Annotated in this window: 14 protein-coding genes; 9 read left to right on the top strand and 5 right to left on the bottom strand. The window is 70.9% G+C overall.

Translation table 11 applies throughout. From position 1 onward, the window contains the following. Positions 1 to 31 precede the first annotated feature (31 nt). The 3 genes from IEY33_RS01030 to IEY33_RS01040 form a co-directional block, all read right to left on the bottom strand. On the bottom strand, positions 32 to 553 hold the full coding sequence (locus IEY33_RS01030; RefSeq protein ID WP_306415594.1) for a winged helix-turn-helix domain-containing protein: 522 nt from the start codon (positions 551 to 553) through the stop codon (positions 32 to 34). Positions 554 to 836: 283 nt separating this feature from the next. Further along, entirely contained in the window at positions 837 to 1,274 is a 438-nt protein-coding gene (locus IEY33_RS01035; RefSeq protein ID WP_188960371.1) for a hypothetical protein, read from the bottom strand. 38 nt (positions 1,275 to 1,312) lie between these two features. Beyond that, on the bottom strand, positions 1,313 to 1,834 hold the full coding sequence (locus IEY33_RS01040) for a redoxin family protein (protein ID WP_229670732.1): 522 nt from the start codon (positions 1,832 to 1,834) through the stop codon (positions 1,313 to 1,315). 266 nt (positions 1,835 to 2,100) lie between these two features. Here IEY33_RS01040 and pyrR point away from each other — a divergent pair, with 266 nt between their 5' ends. From pyrR to IEY33_RS01060, 4 genes are all read left to right on the top strand, one after another. Next, positions 2,101 to 2,658: a bifunctional pyr operon transcriptional regulator/uracil phosphoribosyltransferase PyrR gene (pyrR, locus tag IEY33_RS01045; protein WP_188960373.1), complete on the top strand. Its 558-nt coding sequence runs from the start codon at positions 2,101 to 2,103 to the stop codon at positions 2,656 to 2,658. Next, positions 2,655 to 3,590 carry an aspartate carbamoyltransferase catalytic subunit gene (locus tag IEY33_RS01050; RefSeq protein ID WP_188960374.1) on the top strand — a complete coding sequence of 312 codons (936 nt, stop codon included), beginning with the start codon at positions 2,655 to 2,657 and terminating at the stop codon, positions 3,588 to 3,590. The genes pyrR and IEY33_RS01050 overlap by 4 nt, the downstream gene beginning before the upstream one ends. Positions 3,591 to 3,712: 122 nt before the next feature. Then, a complete protein-coding gene (locus IEY33_RS01055; RefSeq protein ID WP_188960375.1) occupies positions 3,713 to 4,960 on the top strand; it encodes a dihydroorotase in 1,248 nt (415 codons plus the stop codon). Between the two features lie 67 nt (positions 4,961 to 5,027). Further along, the gene (locus IEY33_RS01060) at positions 5,028 to 5,564 is read left to right on the top strand and encodes a class I SAM-dependent methyltransferase (protein WP_229670660.1); all 537 of its coding nucleotides are present in this window, start codon (positions 5,028 to 5,030) and stop codon (positions 5,562 to 5,564) included. 149 nt (positions 5,565 to 5,713) lie between these two features. Here IEY33_RS01060 and rnr read toward each other — a convergent pair whose 3' ends face one another. Then, the gene (rnr, locus tag IEY33_RS01065) at positions 5,714 to 9,796 is read right to left on the bottom strand and encodes a ribonuclease R (protein WP_188960376.1); all 4,083 of its coding nucleotides are present in this window, start codon (positions 9,794 to 9,796) and stop codon (positions 5,714 to 5,716) included. Positions 9,797 to 10,064: 268 nt separating this feature from the next. Next, complete coding sequence (locus tag IEY33_RS01070) at positions 10,065 to 10,832, bottom strand: exodeoxyribonuclease III (RefSeq protein WP_188960377.1); 768 nt, start codon at positions 10,830 to 10,832, stop codon at positions 10,065 to 10,067. A 155-nt stretch (positions 10,833 to 10,987) separates the two neighbouring features. Here IEY33_RS01070 and IEY33_RS01075 point away from each other — a divergent pair, with 155 nt between their 5' ends. The 5 genes from IEY33_RS01075 to IEY33_RS01095 all read left to right on the top strand — a co-directional run bounded on the left by IEY33_RS01075 (position 10,988) and on the right by IEY33_RS01095 (position 16,359). Further along, positions 10,988 to 13,033, top strand: coding sequence for a hypothetical protein (locus tag IEY33_RS01075; RefSeq protein WP_229670662.1), 2,046 nt, complete (start codon positions 10,988 to 10,990; stop codon positions 13,031 to 13,033). A 246-nt stretch (positions 13,034 to 13,279) separates the two neighbouring features. Further along, complete coding sequence (locus tag IEY33_RS01080; RefSeq protein ID WP_188960378.1) at positions 13,280 to 14,059, top strand: hypothetical protein; 780 nt, start codon at positions 13,280 to 13,282, stop codon at positions 14,057 to 14,059. 94 nt (positions 14,060 to 14,153) lie between these two features. Next, the gene (hspR, locus tag IEY33_RS01085; protein WP_188960379.1) at positions 14,154 to 14,900 is read left to right on the top strand and encodes a heat shock protein transcriptional repressor HspR, fused homodimer type; all 747 of its coding nucleotides are present in this window, start codon (positions 14,154 to 14,156) and stop codon (positions 14,898 to 14,900) included. A 2-nt stretch (positions 14,901 to 14,902) separates the two neighbouring features. Next, positions 14,903 to 15,379: an NUDIX domain-containing protein gene (locus IEY33_RS01090; protein WP_229670663.1), complete on the top strand. Its 477-nt coding sequence runs from the start codon at positions 14,903 to 14,905 to the stop codon at positions 15,377 to 15,379. 92 nt (positions 15,380 to 15,471) lie between these two features. Beyond that, positions 15,472 to 16,359: a metallophosphoesterase gene (locus IEY33_RS01095; RefSeq protein WP_188960380.1), complete on the top strand. Its 888-nt coding sequence runs from the start codon at positions 15,472 to 15,474 to the stop codon at positions 16,357 to 16,359. Positions 16,360 to 16,490 lie beyond the last annotated feature (131 nt).

Genomic DNA, 16,490 nt, shown 5'->3' on the forward strand with positions numbered 1-16,490 from the left:
AGTTCCACCTCCCGTCCCGATGAAGTGCCCTTCAGCGTTTCGACAAGGGCGCAGATTTTTTTTTGTACGCCTCCTGCTCCACCGGGCTCGCCGCCTGGGGATGCTGTGGACGGGGGAGCTGAACCGTGTACTGGAGCCGACGCAAATAGTTCCATCCGGTGACGATGTTCACCGGATGGCCCACCACCTCTTCGATCCAGGCGGCCACCTGACGGGACGTCCAGCGCCCGCCATCATCCGGTGGGTGCTGCAATCGCAGGTCCAGCGCCTGACGCTGGACCTCATCGAGCAGTAAGGGACGCTGCGAGCGGCCTTTCCGGCGATCTTTGGGCCCATCGGGCCCACCGGCGTTGTATCGCTTGATGGTGCGGCCGACCCAGTTGGGAGTGCGTTGCACGATGTGTGCGATCTCCTTTCGCGACCGGGGATGCGTGGGGTCACTGAGGAGGATCAGCGCTTGCCAACGGGTGCGTTCGTCGTGCGTGGCGGCGGTCTTGAACCGCTCACGCAGTTCTTCCAGGGTCAGGTGGGGGATGATCTCAGTCGCTTTGATGGACTCAGTTTATCTCAAAACCGTATGATACGATTTTGAGCTGAACTTTTGGAGTTCAGCCGAGCGACAAGGGCACCAACAGGGACGGTTTGGAGGAGGTGGAAGCGGGCAAGCGTCCTCTCCTGCGGAGCTGTCCCAGTCATGGGCGCTGTTCTGCCCAAGAAGCGGGCAGGCGTCCTGTAGGGCGTCCGTTCTGCCCAAGAAGGGATGCCTTTGCTTTTCCCGGCATCCCTGGAATCGGATCAAAACCGTATGAGCTTCAGGCGTTCAGCTCAATCTGGCATCAGAAGGTCCGGGCGGACGGCACGCCGAGCGTGACGGTGCTCCCTGGCGCGCCCGGCCCGACCCTCACGCTCCCGCTCGCCTGCGCGGGCCGCACGCTGCACAGGTGCGCCCGCTGATCGCAGACGTACAGGGTGGCGTTCACCCGCACCGGGTACGTTCCGGCAGGCGTGCCCGGCGGGACCGGCACACTTACCGCCGCCGCGTTCAGGCGACTCCAGTAGTGCTGCGGGTCCGGCGCGTACAGCGCCCCGCCCCGCCACCGCCCCGCGTGAACGCCCCACGGCGTCGTGACGGTCAGGTCGGCGGGCGCCGCGCGGCTGAACGTCAGGCCCGCGACGGGCGGCACCTGCACCCGCACCGTCACGCTCCCCCCGGCGGCCACCGCGAGGGCAGGCGGCACGGCCAGCAGCGCCAGCAGGCACCCGAGGCCCCGCACCGCCCGAAGGCACGCCTGGCGTGCCGCGCCGCCCCGCATCACTTCTCGGCCAGCAGCGCCATCAGCTGCCGCTCCAGGCCCGGAATCGCGTCCGGGAACCGCGCCGACAGCTCACCCACGTGCACGGCCCGCACCTTCCCGCGCCGGTCCACGAGATAGAAGCTCGGCCAGCCGCTCACGCCGTACGCGTTCCAGGTGGCGAGATCGTTGTCCTGCATGACGGGCCAGTCTACCCCGTCTCGCCGCAGGGCCGCCGCGACATTCCCCGCAGGCCGGTCCGACGGGAACTCCGGCGAGTGCACCCCCACGATCTCCAGGCCCGCCGCGTGAAACCGCGCGTACCACCCCCGCAGCGTCGGGAGGCTCAGGTGACAGTTGATGCACGAGTACACCCACACGTTCACCAGCACCACCCGCCCCCGCAACTGCCGCACGTGCAGCGGCGCCGAATTCAGCCACGCGCCGCCCGCCACGAACTCCGGCGCGGCCTCCCCGACCCGCACCGACCCGGCACCCCCGCCCAGCGCGAACATCGCGCCCACGCACGCCAGCACCCGCACCAACCTGCCCGCCCCAGCCCACCACCCTTCAACGCCCATACCCCAGGTACGCACCGCACCGCCCCGAAGTTCAGTCCCCCGCCCGCATTTGATCTATACTTCCGGCGGCCCGGAGATTCCGGCGCACCACCCTCGTCCTTTTCAGCAGGCCCGTGAGTCTGCACCCGCCCCGTGAGGCAGGAAAGGAGCACCATGAACGCACACCCACCGCACCACCGCTGCCGCCGGAACGCCCGGACGGCCTTTTTTTTGGCCGGGAGCGCCACATGCAGCTGAAGGCCTCCATCCTCACCAGTGAGGAACTCCGCCGCGCCCTGACCCGCATCGCGCACGAGATCCTCGAACGCAACAAGGGCGCCGAAGGCCTCGCGCTCGTCGGCGTGCACACGCGCGGCATCCCGCTCGCCGCCAGGCTCGCCGCGAAACTCCGCGAACTCGAAGGCGTCGACGTGCCCCTCGGACGGCTCGACATCACCCTGTACCGCGACGACCTCTCCGAAATCGCGCGCCAGCCCGTCATCCGCGAGACGCAACTCGACTTCGACATGCAGCCGCGCCGCATCATCCTCGTCGACGACGTGCTGTACACCGGCCGCACCGTCCGCGCCGCCCTCGACGCGCTCCTCGACCTCGGCCGCCCGCAGAGCATCCAGCTGGCCGTCCTCGTCGACCGGGGCCACCGCGAACTCCCCATCCGCGCCGACTACGTCGGCAAGAACCTCCCCACCGCCCGCACGGAACTCGTCAAGGTGAAGCTCGAAGAGACGGACGGCGTGGACGCCGTCGAACTCTGGGAACGCGACGGCACGCCGGAGCAGGCATGACCGCCTTCTCCGACACCCGCCCCCGCCACCTGCTGGACTTCCAGGGCTGGAGCACCGAGCGCCTCACCGCCATCCTCGACAACGCCGACACCATGCTCAGCGTCCTCGACCGGCCCGTCCGCAAGGTCCCCGCCCTGCAGGGCCTCACCGTCTGCACCGTGTTCTTCGAGAACAGCACCCGCACCCGCATCAGCTTCGAACTCGCCGCGCGCCGCATGAGCGCCGACGTCGTCAGCTTCGCCGCCAGCAGCAGCAGCCTCAGCAAGGGCGAAAGCCTCCGCGACACCATCGAAACGCTCACCGCGTACAAGGTCGACGCGTTCATCGTCCGGCACGAAGCGAGCGGCGCCGCGCACCGCGTCGCGCAGTTCAGCGGCAAACCCACCATCAACGCCGGAGACGGCCGCCGCGCCCACCCCACCCAGGCGCTCCTCGACGCCTACACCATCCGGCAGGAATACGGCGACCTGGCCGGACGCAACGTCACCATCATCGGCGACGTGCGCCACTCCCGCGTCGCCCGCAGCAACACCGAACTGCTCACCCGGCTCGGCGCGAACGTCACCCTGTGCGGCCCCGCCACCCTCCTCCCCCGCGACCTCGCAGGCGAGCGCGTCACCCTCACCACCGACGCCCGAACCGCCGTGAAAGGCGCGCACACCGTCATGGCCCTGCGCCTCCAGACGGAACGCATGGACGCCGGATACCTCGGCAGCCTCCCGGAATACATCCAGGGTTATCAGGTCAACGAGGCGCTGATGGAACACGCCGAGCCGGGCGCCATCGTCCTGCACCCCGGCCCCATGAACCGCGACCTGGAAATCAGCGCCGACACCGCCGACGGCCCCCGCAGCCGCATTCTGAAACAGGTCGAGAACGGCCAGGCAGTCCGCATGAGCGTCCTGTACCACCTGCTGGTCGGGCGGGCCTGAACATCTGTGAACGCTGGCCTGTTGCGAGCTGCCGCCACGCCCGTACAGGCGATTTTTCGAGATGTCGTGCTTAAGGGCCATGACCCTGACACTGTAGTTCTGGAGTTCGATCAGGAGAACAAATGACCATCACCATAACCAACATCCGCCGACCCAACTCGGACACTCCTGAAACCCTCACCATCGAGAACGGTCTGATCAAGGGCTGGAATCTTCCGGCTGAAGGCGAAACCATCGACGGCAACGGGGCCACGGTCGCTCCGGCCCTCCTGGAACTGCACGCGCACCTGCGCGAGCCGGGGCAGGAGGTCAAGGAGGATCTCGCGTCGGGTCTCGCGGCGGCGGCGGCGGGCGGGTACGGCACGGTGGTGTGCATGCCGAACACCTCGCCGGTCATCGACGACCCGGCGCTCGTGCGTGCCCTGATCGAGAAGGCGGACGCGCTGGGGTTCGCTCGCCTGAAGCCGTCGGCAGCGCTGACGAAGGGGCAGCAGGGCAAGCAGCTGGCCGAGCTGAGCCTGCTGAGGGAGGCGGGCGCAGTCATGTTCACCGATGACGGCCGCACCAACGAGGACGCGCGCGTGCTGCGGCTGGGACTGGAGTACGCGCACAGCCTGGGGATGGTGGTGAGCGTGCATGCCGAGGACGCGACGCTCCGGGCGGACGGCGTGATGAACGAGGGTGCGGTCAGCGAGGCGCTGGGTCTGCCCGGCAATCCGGCGGCGGCGGAGGCGGCGCGCGTGGCGCGTGACATCGAGATCGCGGCGTTGACGGGCGCGCGGCTGCACGTTCAGCACCTGTCCACGGCGCGCGCGCTGGATCTGGTGCGGGACGCGAAGGCGCGGGGCGTGCCGGTGACGTGCGAGGTGTGCCCGCACCACCTGACCCTGACGGACGAGGCCCTGCGGGGCTTCGACCCGATGTTCAAGGTCGCGCCGCCCCTGCGGACGCAGGTGGACGCGGAGCACCTGCTGGCGGGCCTGCTGGACGGCTCGGTGGATTGCCTCGCGACGGATCACGCGCCGCACACGCGCGCGGAGAAGGAGCAGGACATGCTGCACGCGCCGTTCGGCATTCCGAGCATCGAGGTGGCGTTCCCGCTGATGTGGACGCAGTTCGGGGAGGTGCTGGGCCTGGAGCGCCTGCTGCACCTGTTCACGGGCGGCGCGGCCCGCGTGATGGGCTGGCCCGAGCCGACGCTGGACGCGGGGCAACCGGCGGACCTCGTGCTGCTGGACCTGGACACGGCGCGTCCCGTGACGCCCGCCGAGTTCCGCAGCAAGGCGAAGTTCTCGCCGTGGGCGGGGCAGGAGCTGCGCGGCTGGCCGACCCTGACGGTGGTGGGCGGCCGGGTCGCGTACCGCCGCTGACCGGCGGACGCGCCTGCCCCTGACGCTCGCGGAACGGGACGCCCTGCTGGGTCGGGCGTGCGGCGCGGTGTGGCCGTTCGGGCCGCTGCTGGACGCCGCACGCCTGGACCTGGGCGCGGACGTGCTGGACGTGGGTGGGGGAGACGGTCGTCTGCTCGCCGAGTGGCGTCGGCGCGGGCAGACCGGGCGGGGCGTGGTGGCGGACGCCTCCGCCGGAGTGGACGCGCACGCCCTGCCGTTCCCGGACGCGTCGTTCGGCGTGGTCGTGATGCTGCGCGTGCTGACGCACCTGCACTCGCCGGGCCTGGCCGTGGCGGAGGCGTGCCGGGTGCTGCGCCCGCACGGGGTGCTGCTCGTGGCCGCACATGGCCCGCAGCACCTGCCGGGCCTGCTCCCGGTGGGCGTTCCAGCGCCCTGCCCGGCCCTGCCAGACGGCTGGCGGGCCACCGCGCTCGCCGTGACGCGGCCTGCGCGGTTCGCCTGGGCAGACTGGGTGGCCCTGGCGGAAGCATACAGCGTGCCGCCGGGCATGCCCCGCAGGATGTTGGAGACGTCCCTGCACCTGCAGGGATGGGTGGTGCGCGCGCCCGCCGCGCGACCCTGACGTGCAGACAGAGGAGAGGGGGACGGACTCACGTGTCCGTCCCCCTCTCCTCGTTTCCGGGAACAGCGCCCGAAGCGCTCCACCTCTGGCGTCTGCCGCCTTTCTGCGCTGCTCGGAGTGATGATTCAACCGTCACCCCGAGCTTCCTGTCAGCTCTGGCTGCTGCCGTTCCCGCCGCGACGTCCCCGGCGACGGCGGCGGCGCTTGCTGGCGTCACTGCCGTCCGCGCCTTCCGCCGTGGCGGGCGCGCTGCCATGGGCGGGCGCGGCGGCCTGCTGGCGCGGCGCGCGGCCGTCCTGACCCTGGTTCTGGTTGCGGAAGTTCCCGCCGTTCCCGTTGCCGCCACGGTTTCCGCCGCGCTCGTTGCCGCTGCGCGCCGTCTGCGGCTGCGGACGGCCACGGAAGCCGCCGCTGCGGTTGTGGCCGCCCTGGCCGTCCTCGGGCGGCATGTTTTCCAGCGTCCAGTCGCCGAAGTACATGCGCTGCACGGTGACGTTCACGGGCCGCAGGTGCTCGTTGCGGGGCCGGTCGAGCGTCACGATGCGGCGCTTGCCGCCGCCACTGTAGTTGCTGGACGGGCGGCTCCCGCCGTCCCGGCCGCGCCCGATCCGCAGTTCATTCCGGTTCCCGCCACGGTTCTGGGCGGCCTGCGCGGGCTGGGTGTCGTCCTGAGCGGCGCGGGGCGCGCGCACGCTGGGGACGAGGGTGCTGAGTTTCTCGCGCTTGCTCGTCTCGCGCTCTTCGCGGCGACGGGCGCGGGGCTTGCCTTCATTGCCGTCCATGTTGCTCTCCTGTGAAAATTCGATCTGCCGGGCCAGCGGGTTGACCTGGGTGATGCGGATGGTGATGTGCTCGCCGACCCGGAAGACGCGGCCCGTCGTCTTGCCTTTCATGATGCCGGCGTCCTCGATGTACAGGTAGTAGTCGTCGTCGAGGTTCGAGATGTGGATGCGTCCCTCGACGCCGTTCTCCAGCGCCACGAACAGGCCGCTCGCGATGACGCCCGACACGTACCCCTCGAACACGCCGTCGAGGTTCTCCTGCGCCCACTTCGCCTGATAGTACTTCGTCAGGTCGCGTTCGGCCTCGCTGGCCGTCCGTTCGCGTTCGCTGGTGTGGCGGCCCATCTCGGCGAGGCGGGCCTCCATCTCGGCCTTCTGCCGGTCGCTGAGTTCACCGCTCAGGCTGGCTTTCAGCATGCGGTGCACCAGCAGGTCCGGGTAACGGCGGATGGGGGACGTGAAGTGCAGGTACTCGTCGAAGGCCAGCCCGAAGTGCCCGAGGTTCTCGCCCGCGTACTTCGCCTGCTGCATGCTGCGCAGCAGCAGGGTGTTCACGGCCGTCTCCTGCGGCGTGCCGCGCACCTTCTTCAGGACCGCCTGGTACGCCTGCGGGGTGGGTTCCCCGCCCGGGAAGGCCAGCCCGAGTCGCCCGATGGCGCTGCTGACCTCCTGGAAGCGCGCCAGGGTCGGCTCCTCGTGAATGCGGTACAGGGCAGGCACGTTGCGTTCCAGCAGGTGCCGCGCGACGACCTTGTTCGCGAGCAGCATCAGGTCCTCGATCATGCCGCGCGCCGTCTCCTCGCGCACCGGCACGAGCTCCAGGTGCCCGCCTTTGCCCACGTCGACCTTCACTTCACGCATCTTGAAGTCGAGGGCTCCCTCGCGCAGGCGGCGTTGACGCAGGCGCGACGTGATCTTCAGCAGCAGGTGCAGGTCGCCTTCCAGGGCGCGCGCGTCGCCCTGCAGGGTCGCGACAGCCTCGCTGTACGCCTGCACCTCGTCGTACGTGAGGCGCGCCTTGCTGCGGATGACGCTCGGCGCGAGCTTCACGTCGAGGATGTCCCCGTCGATGTTCAGTTCGATCAGGGCGCTGAGCGTCAGTCGGTCCTCGTACGGCACGAGGCTGCACACGCCGTTGCTGAGGTGCTCCGGCAGCATCGGCAGCACCTGACCCGGCAGGTACACACTCGTCGCGCGGGCGTACGCCTCGTCGTCGAGCGGCTGTCCGGCCTTCACGTAGTGCGACACGTCCGCGATGTGCACGCCCACCACGAAGTTCCCCTCGGGCGTCGGCTGGATGTGAATCGCGTCGTCGAAGTCCTTCGCGTCGCGGCCGTCCACCGTGAAGATGTTGTAGTCGCGCAGGTCGAGACGCCCGAACAGCGCCGACTCGGGAATGCTGGACGGAATGGCTTCCGCCTCCTCCAGCACCTCCGGCGGGAACTCGTCGCGCAGGCCGTACTTGATGACGACCGCCTGCGTTTCCGTGACGGGGTCGTCCTCGTTCCCGAGGACCTTCAGCACCTGACCGTACACTTCGTCCTCACCGGTGTCTTCCGGCCAGTACAGTTCCGTCACGAGGCGCGCCCCGTCCGGCAGGCCCTCCAGGCCCTCGGGCACCAGCATGATGCGGTGCTTGTTGCGCATGTCGTCCGGCTTCAGGAACGCGTACCCGTGCGAGTGCTCCAGGCTCCCCACCAGCTGCGCGGAGGCGCGCTCCACGACGCGCACCACCACGCCCGCCGGGCTGTCGCCGCGCCGCCCGCCGCGACCCTCGGGCCGGATGAGGACCGTGTCGCCGTTCCAGGCTTCCATGGTGCGGCCCTCGGGGATGTAGTAGTCGTCGCCGCCCGAGTCGGGGATTACAAAGCCGAACCCGCTCGCGGACGCCTGGAAGCGGCCACGCACGAGGTTCATCGCTTCCGGCAGACCGTACGTGCGCTTGCGCGTCTGAATGACGAGGCCCGCGTGCACGAGTTCGTCCATCAGGGCCGTCAGGTCGCTGCGGTACGTGCCGAGCCGCTCGCGGCCCTGCCGGGTGAAGCTGCGTTCGAAGTCGCGGATGTGCACGGGACGGCCGAGTTTACGCAGCTGCTCGATCACGAGCGTCTGCGCGGGGTGCGCGTCCGCCGCTGCGGTGGCGTCTCCGTCGGTCGCGTCGTCCTGTTCCCCGTCGTCCTGCCGTTCGTCCGTCAGCGGTCCGGCGGGCGTCCCGGCGTCCTGCGCCTGCACGGTCACCTTGACGCTGCCCCGGCCACGGTTCCGGCGGCCACGCGGGGCGACAGGCTCGTCCTGCTCCCCCTGTTCGGGTGTGGCGTCCTGCGTTTCCTGCACGGTTGCCAGGGTGTCCGGCGTCACGGCAGGTTCGGCCTGTGCGCCCGTCCCGGCCTGCTCGGCCACCACGTCGGGGGCCGTCGTGCGGGGCTTGCGGCCACCGCGGCGCGTCAGACGCGGCTCCTCAGTGGGCGCCTGCTGCTGGGCGGGCGTCTCGGCGACCGTTTCGGGCGTCGTCTCGACCGGCCCTGCGGCCACTTCGGCCGTCACGGTCTCGTCCTTGCGGGCACGGCCGGGCTTGCGGCCACGACGGGCGGCAGGAGCGGGCTCCACGGGCGTCTCGTCCACGGGCACGGCCACCGACACCACTTCCGGTTCGCTGGGAGCGGCCTCGGGGACAGGTGTCACGGCGGCCCTGCGGCCACGCTTCGCCTTCGTGACGGGCGGCTGGGCAGGTTCCGTGGTCGTCTGCTCGGGTTCCGGCAGGACAGCCTCGGCCGGAACGGCGTCGACCTGCGCATCCTCCATCTGCACGGCCACCGGCGCAACGACAGCTTCCACCTGCACGGCGGCCTTCGGCTTGCGGCCACGGCGCGGCGTGGGAACGGCGATCTCGGGCTCGGGAGTGGGTTCGGGCTGAACGGCCACGTCGGAAGCTTCCACCACTTCAGCAGACGCGGCCACTTCAGGCTGCGCTCCGGGCGCGGCAACGGCGGCCTTCGGCTTGCGGCCACGGCGCGCGGGCGCCACGGGCTGCTCGGGCTCGGGCTGCACGGCCTCCGTGACCTCGGGCTGCGCCTGCAGCGGCCCGGTCACTTCGCTGACCTGCACTTCGCTGGCCTGCTTCGAGGTCCGGCGACCACGGCGGGCCGGAGTCGCGGCCTGCACGGGTTCGGTGATCGGCTCAGCCGCCTGGGCCGGCTGCACGTCGGCCGCTGTGGGCTCCGCGTCCCTGGTCCTGCGGGCGCGGCGGGCGGGGGCCGTCTCGGTCTGCACGGCCTCTGGGATAGGGGTGACGCTCGCCGCGGTACGCTTAGCGCGCTTGCGGCTGGATTCGGCTTCGGGTTGTACGTCTGGCGCGGCGTTCTTCGCCTTGCTCGCCCTCTTCTGGACACTGCTGTCCCGGGGGGTCGCGTCGGGCTTCGTGGCCCCGCGCTCCTTGCTGCTCTTTGGCATTCAGCACCTTTGTGTTCGCTCGCGGGCGGTGCGGTACGCCGGAAACCTCGTCGCATTCCGTCTGCGGGATTTTCGGCGGTACAGTTGCGCGGGGCGGGATTTTCCTGCCCAGCCGCTCCGGCGAGGATTGCTTGTCACGGGCCTGCACAACGCTCAGGTGCAGCCATAGCCCGGAAGCTCCTCCACTGTAGCACGCCCCCACCTTTCCGGCCTGACCGGACCCTCATGCTCAGCGCAGGCAGGGAGGCGGTCCGGAGCGCAACCCGGGTCAGTCCTGCGTCAGGGCGCGCACCCGTCCGCCGAGCGGCGCGTGGTCCGACAGCCTTGCCGCCCGGTGCGCCGTCACGTCCCGCACGTCCACGCCCGCACTCAGCAGATAATCGATGCGCCACCCCACGTCGTTCGCGTACGCGTTCGCGCGGTTGCTCCACCACGTGTACGCGGCCTGCTCGCCCAGCGTCTCTCGGTGCGTGTCGCGCAGGCCCAGCGCGAGCAGCTCACCCATCCACGCGCGCTCGTGCGGCAGGAAGCCGCTGTTGCGGACGTTGCCGCGCCAGTTGCGGATGTCGATCTCGCGGTGCGCGACGTTGAAGTCCCCGCCCAGCACGAGCGGACCCTCCTGCAGCCGAGCCTGCACCCAGGCGCTCAGGATGGGCAGGCTGCGGTCCTTGAAGCCCTGGCGTTCCTCGCCGCTCGACCCGCTCGGCAGGTACAGGCTCGCGTACCGCACGCCGTGCAGGACGCCCGACACGAGGCGGCCCTCGTCGTCCAGCAGTGGGTCCCCGATGCCGATCACCACGTCCTGCAGCGCTTCCCGCGACAGGATGGCGACGCCGCTGTACCCGGCCCTGCTCGCCGGGTGCCACACCGAGTGGTAGCCGAGCGGTGCGAACACTTCCGGCATGCTGCTGGCGCGGACCTCCTGCAGCAGCAGCACGTCCGGCGCGTGTTCCTCCAGCCAGGGCAGCAGGCCCTTGCGCAGGGCACTTCTCAGTCCGTTGAGGTTCAGGGTGACGACATGCACGCCCGGCAGCATACCGCCCGTCCTGCCCGCTCCGGCCCACCCGCACCCCCCCCGGCGGGTGGGCCGGGTTCAGGCTGGAGTCCGGGTGGGCGCGTGTATATTTGCTCTGAAGTTAAGAATCCCTCAATCCCCACGCTGACGACCACGACCCCACCGGAGGACCCTCCATGCCCGACCAGACCCCCGCCCGCCCGCGCAGCCACGCCGTGAGGCGCGCCGCGTTCCTGACCCTCACCCTGACCCTCGCGGCCGCCCGCGCGCAGACGGGCGCGCCCGTCGTGCCCACCAGCGCGCCCGTCACCGCGCCCGGCAGCGCCCAGTCCACCGGCGGCATCCTGCCGCTCGTGTCGGTCGGGCAGCGCTGGACCTCCAACACCGAGACGTACCAGATCCGCGTGGACGGCCAGAATGCCGGTCGTCCCATCGGGCTGGAAGTGTACAGCCCGGCCCTGAACCTGATGGACTACGCGGACGGACGGCGCGGCGCCGGGTACTTCGGCGACGAGCTGTACAAGAAGAACGAACCGTTCGAGACGGTTTTCACGCTGACCGGCCCGTCCGGCACGGTCATCGAACGGCATTACCTCGCGAGCCGCGAGCACGCGTGGGAATCGCTGCTGTCCGGCGGCCTGCCCGCCGGGACGTACACCCTGACGGTCCGCAGCAGCGGCGACGGCAAGAACAGCTTCGCGCTGCGCGTCGCGTCCCCCTTCGCGCTCGAAACGTCGGACTTCAGCGTCAACGCGCGCGACAGCACGCAGCAGGACCTGCTCGCCGCGCGCCTGCGCGTGCCCGCCGCGTGGGTCGGCAAGACGCTCGCCGTGTCGAACTACGACGTGGACGGCCCGCAGGAGGCGCTCACCTGGGTGGTGCAGCCGGACGGGACGCGCGTGAACCTCACCACCAGCAACGACGGCCAGAAGGCCACGAACACCTTCGTGGTCACGCAGGCGATGGTCGGGGAGTGGCCCGTGTACATCCGCGTGCTGCCCACCACCAGGCAGTACTCGAACGCCGTGCAGTTCAGCTTCCGGCTCGACAACCAGCCGGTCACGGCCCTCGTGGGCGGGTTCGCCGACCCCGGCGGGCAGAAGGTCGCCAACCAGCTGATCGTGGACGTGGTGGACCCGCAGGGCCAGCCCATTCCCGGCGCGACCTACAGCGTCGGCAGTGACAACGTCGTCCGGCCGCGCCTCCCGCAGGGCTGGGTGCCCGTCTCCGCGAACGTGCTGGAAGGCCAGGGGACCGTCACGTCCCCCACCGAGCTGCGCGTCGCGCCCGGCAACGCCCGGCTGCGCTTCGTGGCCCGCCCGCCGCAGGGAGCGCTCACGGTGGACGCCGTCGCCGTGTACGGCGACACCCGCATCCCGCTCACGAACGTCCCCTTCGACCTGGGCGGCCGCACGTACGCCGCGCCCGTCACGGTGCCGCTCGCGCCCGGCAGTTACCCCGTCGCGCCCGGCAGCATCCCCGGCGCGACCGTCACGCCCGCCCAGTCGGGCATCGTCACGGACGGCGCGACCGGCCACGTCACGCTGGAGTACAACGTGCGGACCGAGGTGACGCTCACCACGTCGCCCGACGTGCTGGACGCCTGCGACGCCTCGCAGCTGACCGCGCAGGCCAAGACGGACTTCCCGTACCGGCTGCCCAGCACCCTCAACCTGAACCTCCCGGTCGGCTGGAGCAGCGACTACCCGCTGCAGCTGCGCGGCGACCTGAGCAGCAGCACGCCGCTGCGCCTGAAGGTCCCCGTCCGCATCTGCCGCAGCGACAGCGCCGAAGCGGTCCTCGCGCCCGTCGGGGTGCGCGCCACCGGGGACGCCAGCGTCCGCAACCCCAGCGGCGTGAACGTCACGCGCAGCGTCCAGAACGGCCAGCGCGTCCACGTCGCCAAGACCGCCGAGAGCGTCTCGTCGCTCGGCGGGAACGGCCCCAGCCAGCCGGGGTACACCGTCACGCTGCAGATCGTGTCGGACGGCAACGTCGACAACCTCCGCATCCTCGACCCGCTGCCCACCGGGGCGAGCGCGCCCGTGCTGCGTGGCCCGCTCAGCGTGTCCGGCCCGAGCCTCGCGTCGCTCACGCCCACCCTGGACGGCGACACCATCGTCCTGCCGCGCATCCTGCCCGGCACGTACACCGTCCGGTACACGCTGTTCACGGACCTGCCCGCCGACCGCGTCGTGACGACGCCCGAACTGAGCTGGTAACGACACGGTGATCTGACCTTCAGGAGGTCAGCCGGACGGAACGAGGACCGAAGCCGGACAGCACGGTGCCACGAACACGGGGCGGGAGAGCGGGGGAGAGCGGTCCTCACCCTCCCGCCTTCGCTGTGCCTCTCCCACCAGCCCTTTCCGGCACATTGCGCGTTCACTCACCGCGCCGCGCCCCGCAGGCACGGCATGCTGAACGGATGCCCGCCGCCCGCCCCGCCCGCCCCGCCGTGCCGCGTCATGCTTGACACGCTCACCACGCTCTCCTGGCCGTACCTGCTGGCGGTGCTGGCCCTCGCGCTGCACTGGCTCGTGCGCGTGTGGCGGCACGCGCGGCAGGGTGAACGGCCCGCCTTCGCGTACCTCGCCGCGCCGGGCGTGTCGGCCCTGCTCGCCGCGCCGCTCGTACAGGCCGACCCGATGTTCGGGCTGGGCGCGGCCCTGCTCCTGATCGCGGCGTACGCGCCGGGCGCATTCCAGCCCGCCCCGGCCCGCCACGCGAGGCAGGCGCGCGTGATCGGGCGGGGCGCGTTCGTGACGATGGCGTTCCTGGCGGGCGCGTCGGTGGCGCTCGCGCCCGTGCAGATCACGTGGCCGCTCTGGTCAGGGCTGCTGCTCATGGCGTTCGGGTACGCGCTCAGCGGCGCGCGGCCGCCCGTCCGCACCCGCAGCCCGCACCCCGGCTTCGACCTCCGGTTCCGGCCGCTGCAGTCGCCCGCGTGGCCGGACCTGGAATTGCGGCTCGGGAATGGCCGCGCCGAGATCCTGAACGTGTCCTCCGGCGCGCTGTACCTCGCGGGCTGGTCGCCCAGCGGCCAGAACGGCTGGCTGCGCCCGCAGGACCAGCGCGGGCGGCCGCTCACGTCTCTGCCGGTCGGGGCGAGCGCCGTCCTGACGCCCTGGCCGGACGGTCAGCGTGGCGTACGCGTCTGGTACGTCCGGCACGCCGCGCCCGCCGAACCGCTGGTGTTCCGCGCAGACTGGACCGTCCAGAACGACGCCAGCCGCATCCTGAACTGACGGTTCTGGCGCTGGAGGCGCGCCTGGAGCGGCCGGATCAATTGCTTCCCATGCCGGGTTCCTGAATCCTGACTGCGCTATACTCAGGTTAATTATGGCGACCGATGCCAAGCAGCGACCCGTGTACGTCATCAGTGTGGCGGCAGAACTGGTCGACATGCACCCGCAGACCCTGCGCCTCTACGAGCGCAAGGGCCTCATCCGTCCCGGTCGCAGCAGCGGCAAGACGCGCCTGTACAGCGAACGCGACATCGACCACCTGCGCGAGATCCGCAGGCTCACGCAGGAACTCGGCGTGAACCTCGCGGGCGTCGAGGAAGTCATGCGTCTCCAGCACGAACTGGACGACATTCAGGACGAGTTCGAGGCCGAGATCGAGCGCTTGGAGGGCGAGATCCGTTCCCGCGCCCAGGCGGGCGCCCTGCCGTCCAGCGAGGGCCCCGTCAGCGACCCGAAGGACCGGCCCGTGTACGTCATCTCCATCGCGGCGGAACTGGTGGACATGCACCCTCAGACGCTGCGCCTGTACGAGCGCAAGGGCCTGATCCGTCCGGGGCGCAGCAGCGGCAAGACGCGCCTGTACAGCGAGCGCGACATCGACCACCTGCGCGAGATCCGCCGGTTCACGCAGGAGCTCGGCGTGAACCTCGCGGGCGTCGAGGAGATCATGCGGCTGCGCTTCGCGCTGGAAGGCACGCGCGCCCGCCTGGAGAACCGCATCGGGGACATCCAGCAGGACATCCAGAGCCGCATGACCGCGTGGCGTGAACTGCCGAACGCCTCGCCCGCCCGGGGCACGCTCTCCCCGGACGCCCCCGACCCGGATATACAGGACGACTGAAGGTGCGCGCCCTGCTCAGGGCCTTCAGTCGCAGGGAGGTCACTCGCCCGCCCCGGCAGCTCGTCGGGGCGGGCGTGCTGTGCCTGAACGCGCGCGGCGAGGTGCTGCTCGTGCGGCGCGGCGACAACGGCCGCTGGGACGTGCCCGGTGGCCGAGTCGAACCGGGCGAGGCCACGGACGCTGCCGCCCGCCGCGAACTGCACGAGGAGACGACCCTCACCGCCGGGGCGTTCTCGCTGCTCGGCGTGTTCAGCGGCCCGGACACGCTGCACACGTACCCGGACGGCAACACGGTCGCGTGGGTGACGGTGCTGTACCTGACGCGGGACGTGAGCGGCATGCCCACTGCCGCCGACGACGCCTGCGAGGCGCGCTGGTTTCCGCCCGGCGAGGTGCCCGGCCCGCTGTCGCCCGCCACGCGGCAGTACCTGCAGGCGCTGCACGCTTCCCTGCACGCGGGCACGCCCGGCCCGCTATGATGAACTACCGGTGAGCAACGACCAGACCCCCTCCACGCACGGCGCAGGCCCCTCCTGCACGCTCCCCGCCCCGTGCCGCCCCGGCCACGCGCGTGAGTGACCTCTGGGTGATCGGCGACGTTCACGGCGCCCTGTCCAGCCTGCGGACCCTGCTGCAACGCGCCCGGCTCGCCGACTTCGAGGACAACTGGCTGGGGGACGGCGCGACCCTCGTGCTGCTCGGCGACCTGATGGACCGCGGCCCGGACGGGCTGGGCGTGCTGCGATTCGTGCGCCGCCTCGAACAGCAGGCGAGCGAGGCGGGCGGGCAGGTCATCAGCCTGCTCGGCAACCACGAAGTCATGCTGCTCGCCGCGCTCCGCTTCCGGGGGAGGCGCAGGCAGGGCGGCGACCCGTACGGCCTGTACGACTACTGGAAGCAGAACGGCGGCCGACTGCGCGACCTGTCTCAGCTCGAACCCGAGGAGATGGAATGGCTCGAAGAGCGCCCGCCCACGTACCTGCACGGCGACTGGCTGTTCGTGCACGCCGACGCCCGCCTGTACCTCGCGCTGGGCCACACGCGCGAACAGGTCGCGGCGCGCACCTCGGCGTTCCTGCGTGCCAGCACGCCCGAGAACTGGGTGGACTTCCTGAACGCCTTCGCGGAACGCGAGATCTACACCACCGAACAGGGTGGGGACCTCGCGGCGGAAATGCTGGACTTCTTCGGCGGGAAGCGCCTCGTGCACGGCCACACGCCCGTCTTCGTGCTGAGCGGCGAACCGTCCAGCCCCTTCCTGCGGCCGCACAGCTACGCGGGCGGCACGGTCCTCGGCCTGGACGGCGCGATGGCGTACCAGGCGGGCGCGGGCTTCATCGTGCGCCTCGACGCCGACCCGGGCCGCCTCGACCAGCCCGGATACGTCGGTATTCTGGACACCGTGTACCTCACGGAACGCGACCTCGCCGTCGGCCTCCCCCGCACCGAACGCGACTGACCCGGACTCTGCCGGAATCCCGCGGTATGTGCGGGTTCAATCCGGGTGGAACGCCCCTGATCCTGCCCCCGGCCCGGGACGGGCGCGCCGGGACGCACCCACCGGACGGCGAGGGCCGCGCGCCCTGCCCG

Origin of the sequence: Deinococcus aquiradiocola (genome assembly GCF_014646915.1) — a bacterium.
Classification (GTDB): Bacteria; Deinococcota; Deinococci; order Deinococcales; family Deinococcaceae; genus Deinococcus; species Deinococcus aquiradiocola.

Coding starts and splice junctions, on each gene's coding strand:
- pyrR (WP_188960373.1), top strand. CDS start 2,101: ATGCAGCTGAAGGCCTCCATCCTCACCAGTGAGGAACTCCGCCGCGCC.
- IEY33_RS01050 (WP_188960374.1), top strand. CDS start 2,655: ATGACCGCCTTCTCCGACACCCGCCCCCGCCACCTGCTGGACTTCCAG.
- IEY33_RS01055 (WP_188960375.1), top strand. CDS start 3,713: ATGACCATCACCATAACCAACATCCGCCGACCCAACTCGGACACTCCT.
- rnr (WP_188960376.1), bottom strand. CDS start 9,796: ATGCCAAAGAGCAGCAAGGAGCGCGGGGCCACGAAGCCCGACGCGACC.
- IEY33_RS01070 (WP_188960377.1), bottom strand. CDS start 10,832: ATGCTGCCGGGCGTGCATGTCGTCACCCTGAACCTCAACGGACTGAGA.
- IEY33_RS01075 (WP_229670662.1), top strand. CDS start 10,988: ATGCCCGACCAGACCCCCGCCCGCCCGCGCAGCCACGCCGTGAGGCGC.
- IEY33_RS01080 (WP_188960378.1), top strand. CDS start 13,280: ATGCTTGACACGCTCACCACGCTCTCCTGGCCGTACCTGCTGGCGGTG.
- hspR (WP_188960379.1), top strand. CDS start 14,154: ATGGCGACCGATGCCAAGCAGCGACCCGTGTACGTCATCAGTGTGGCG.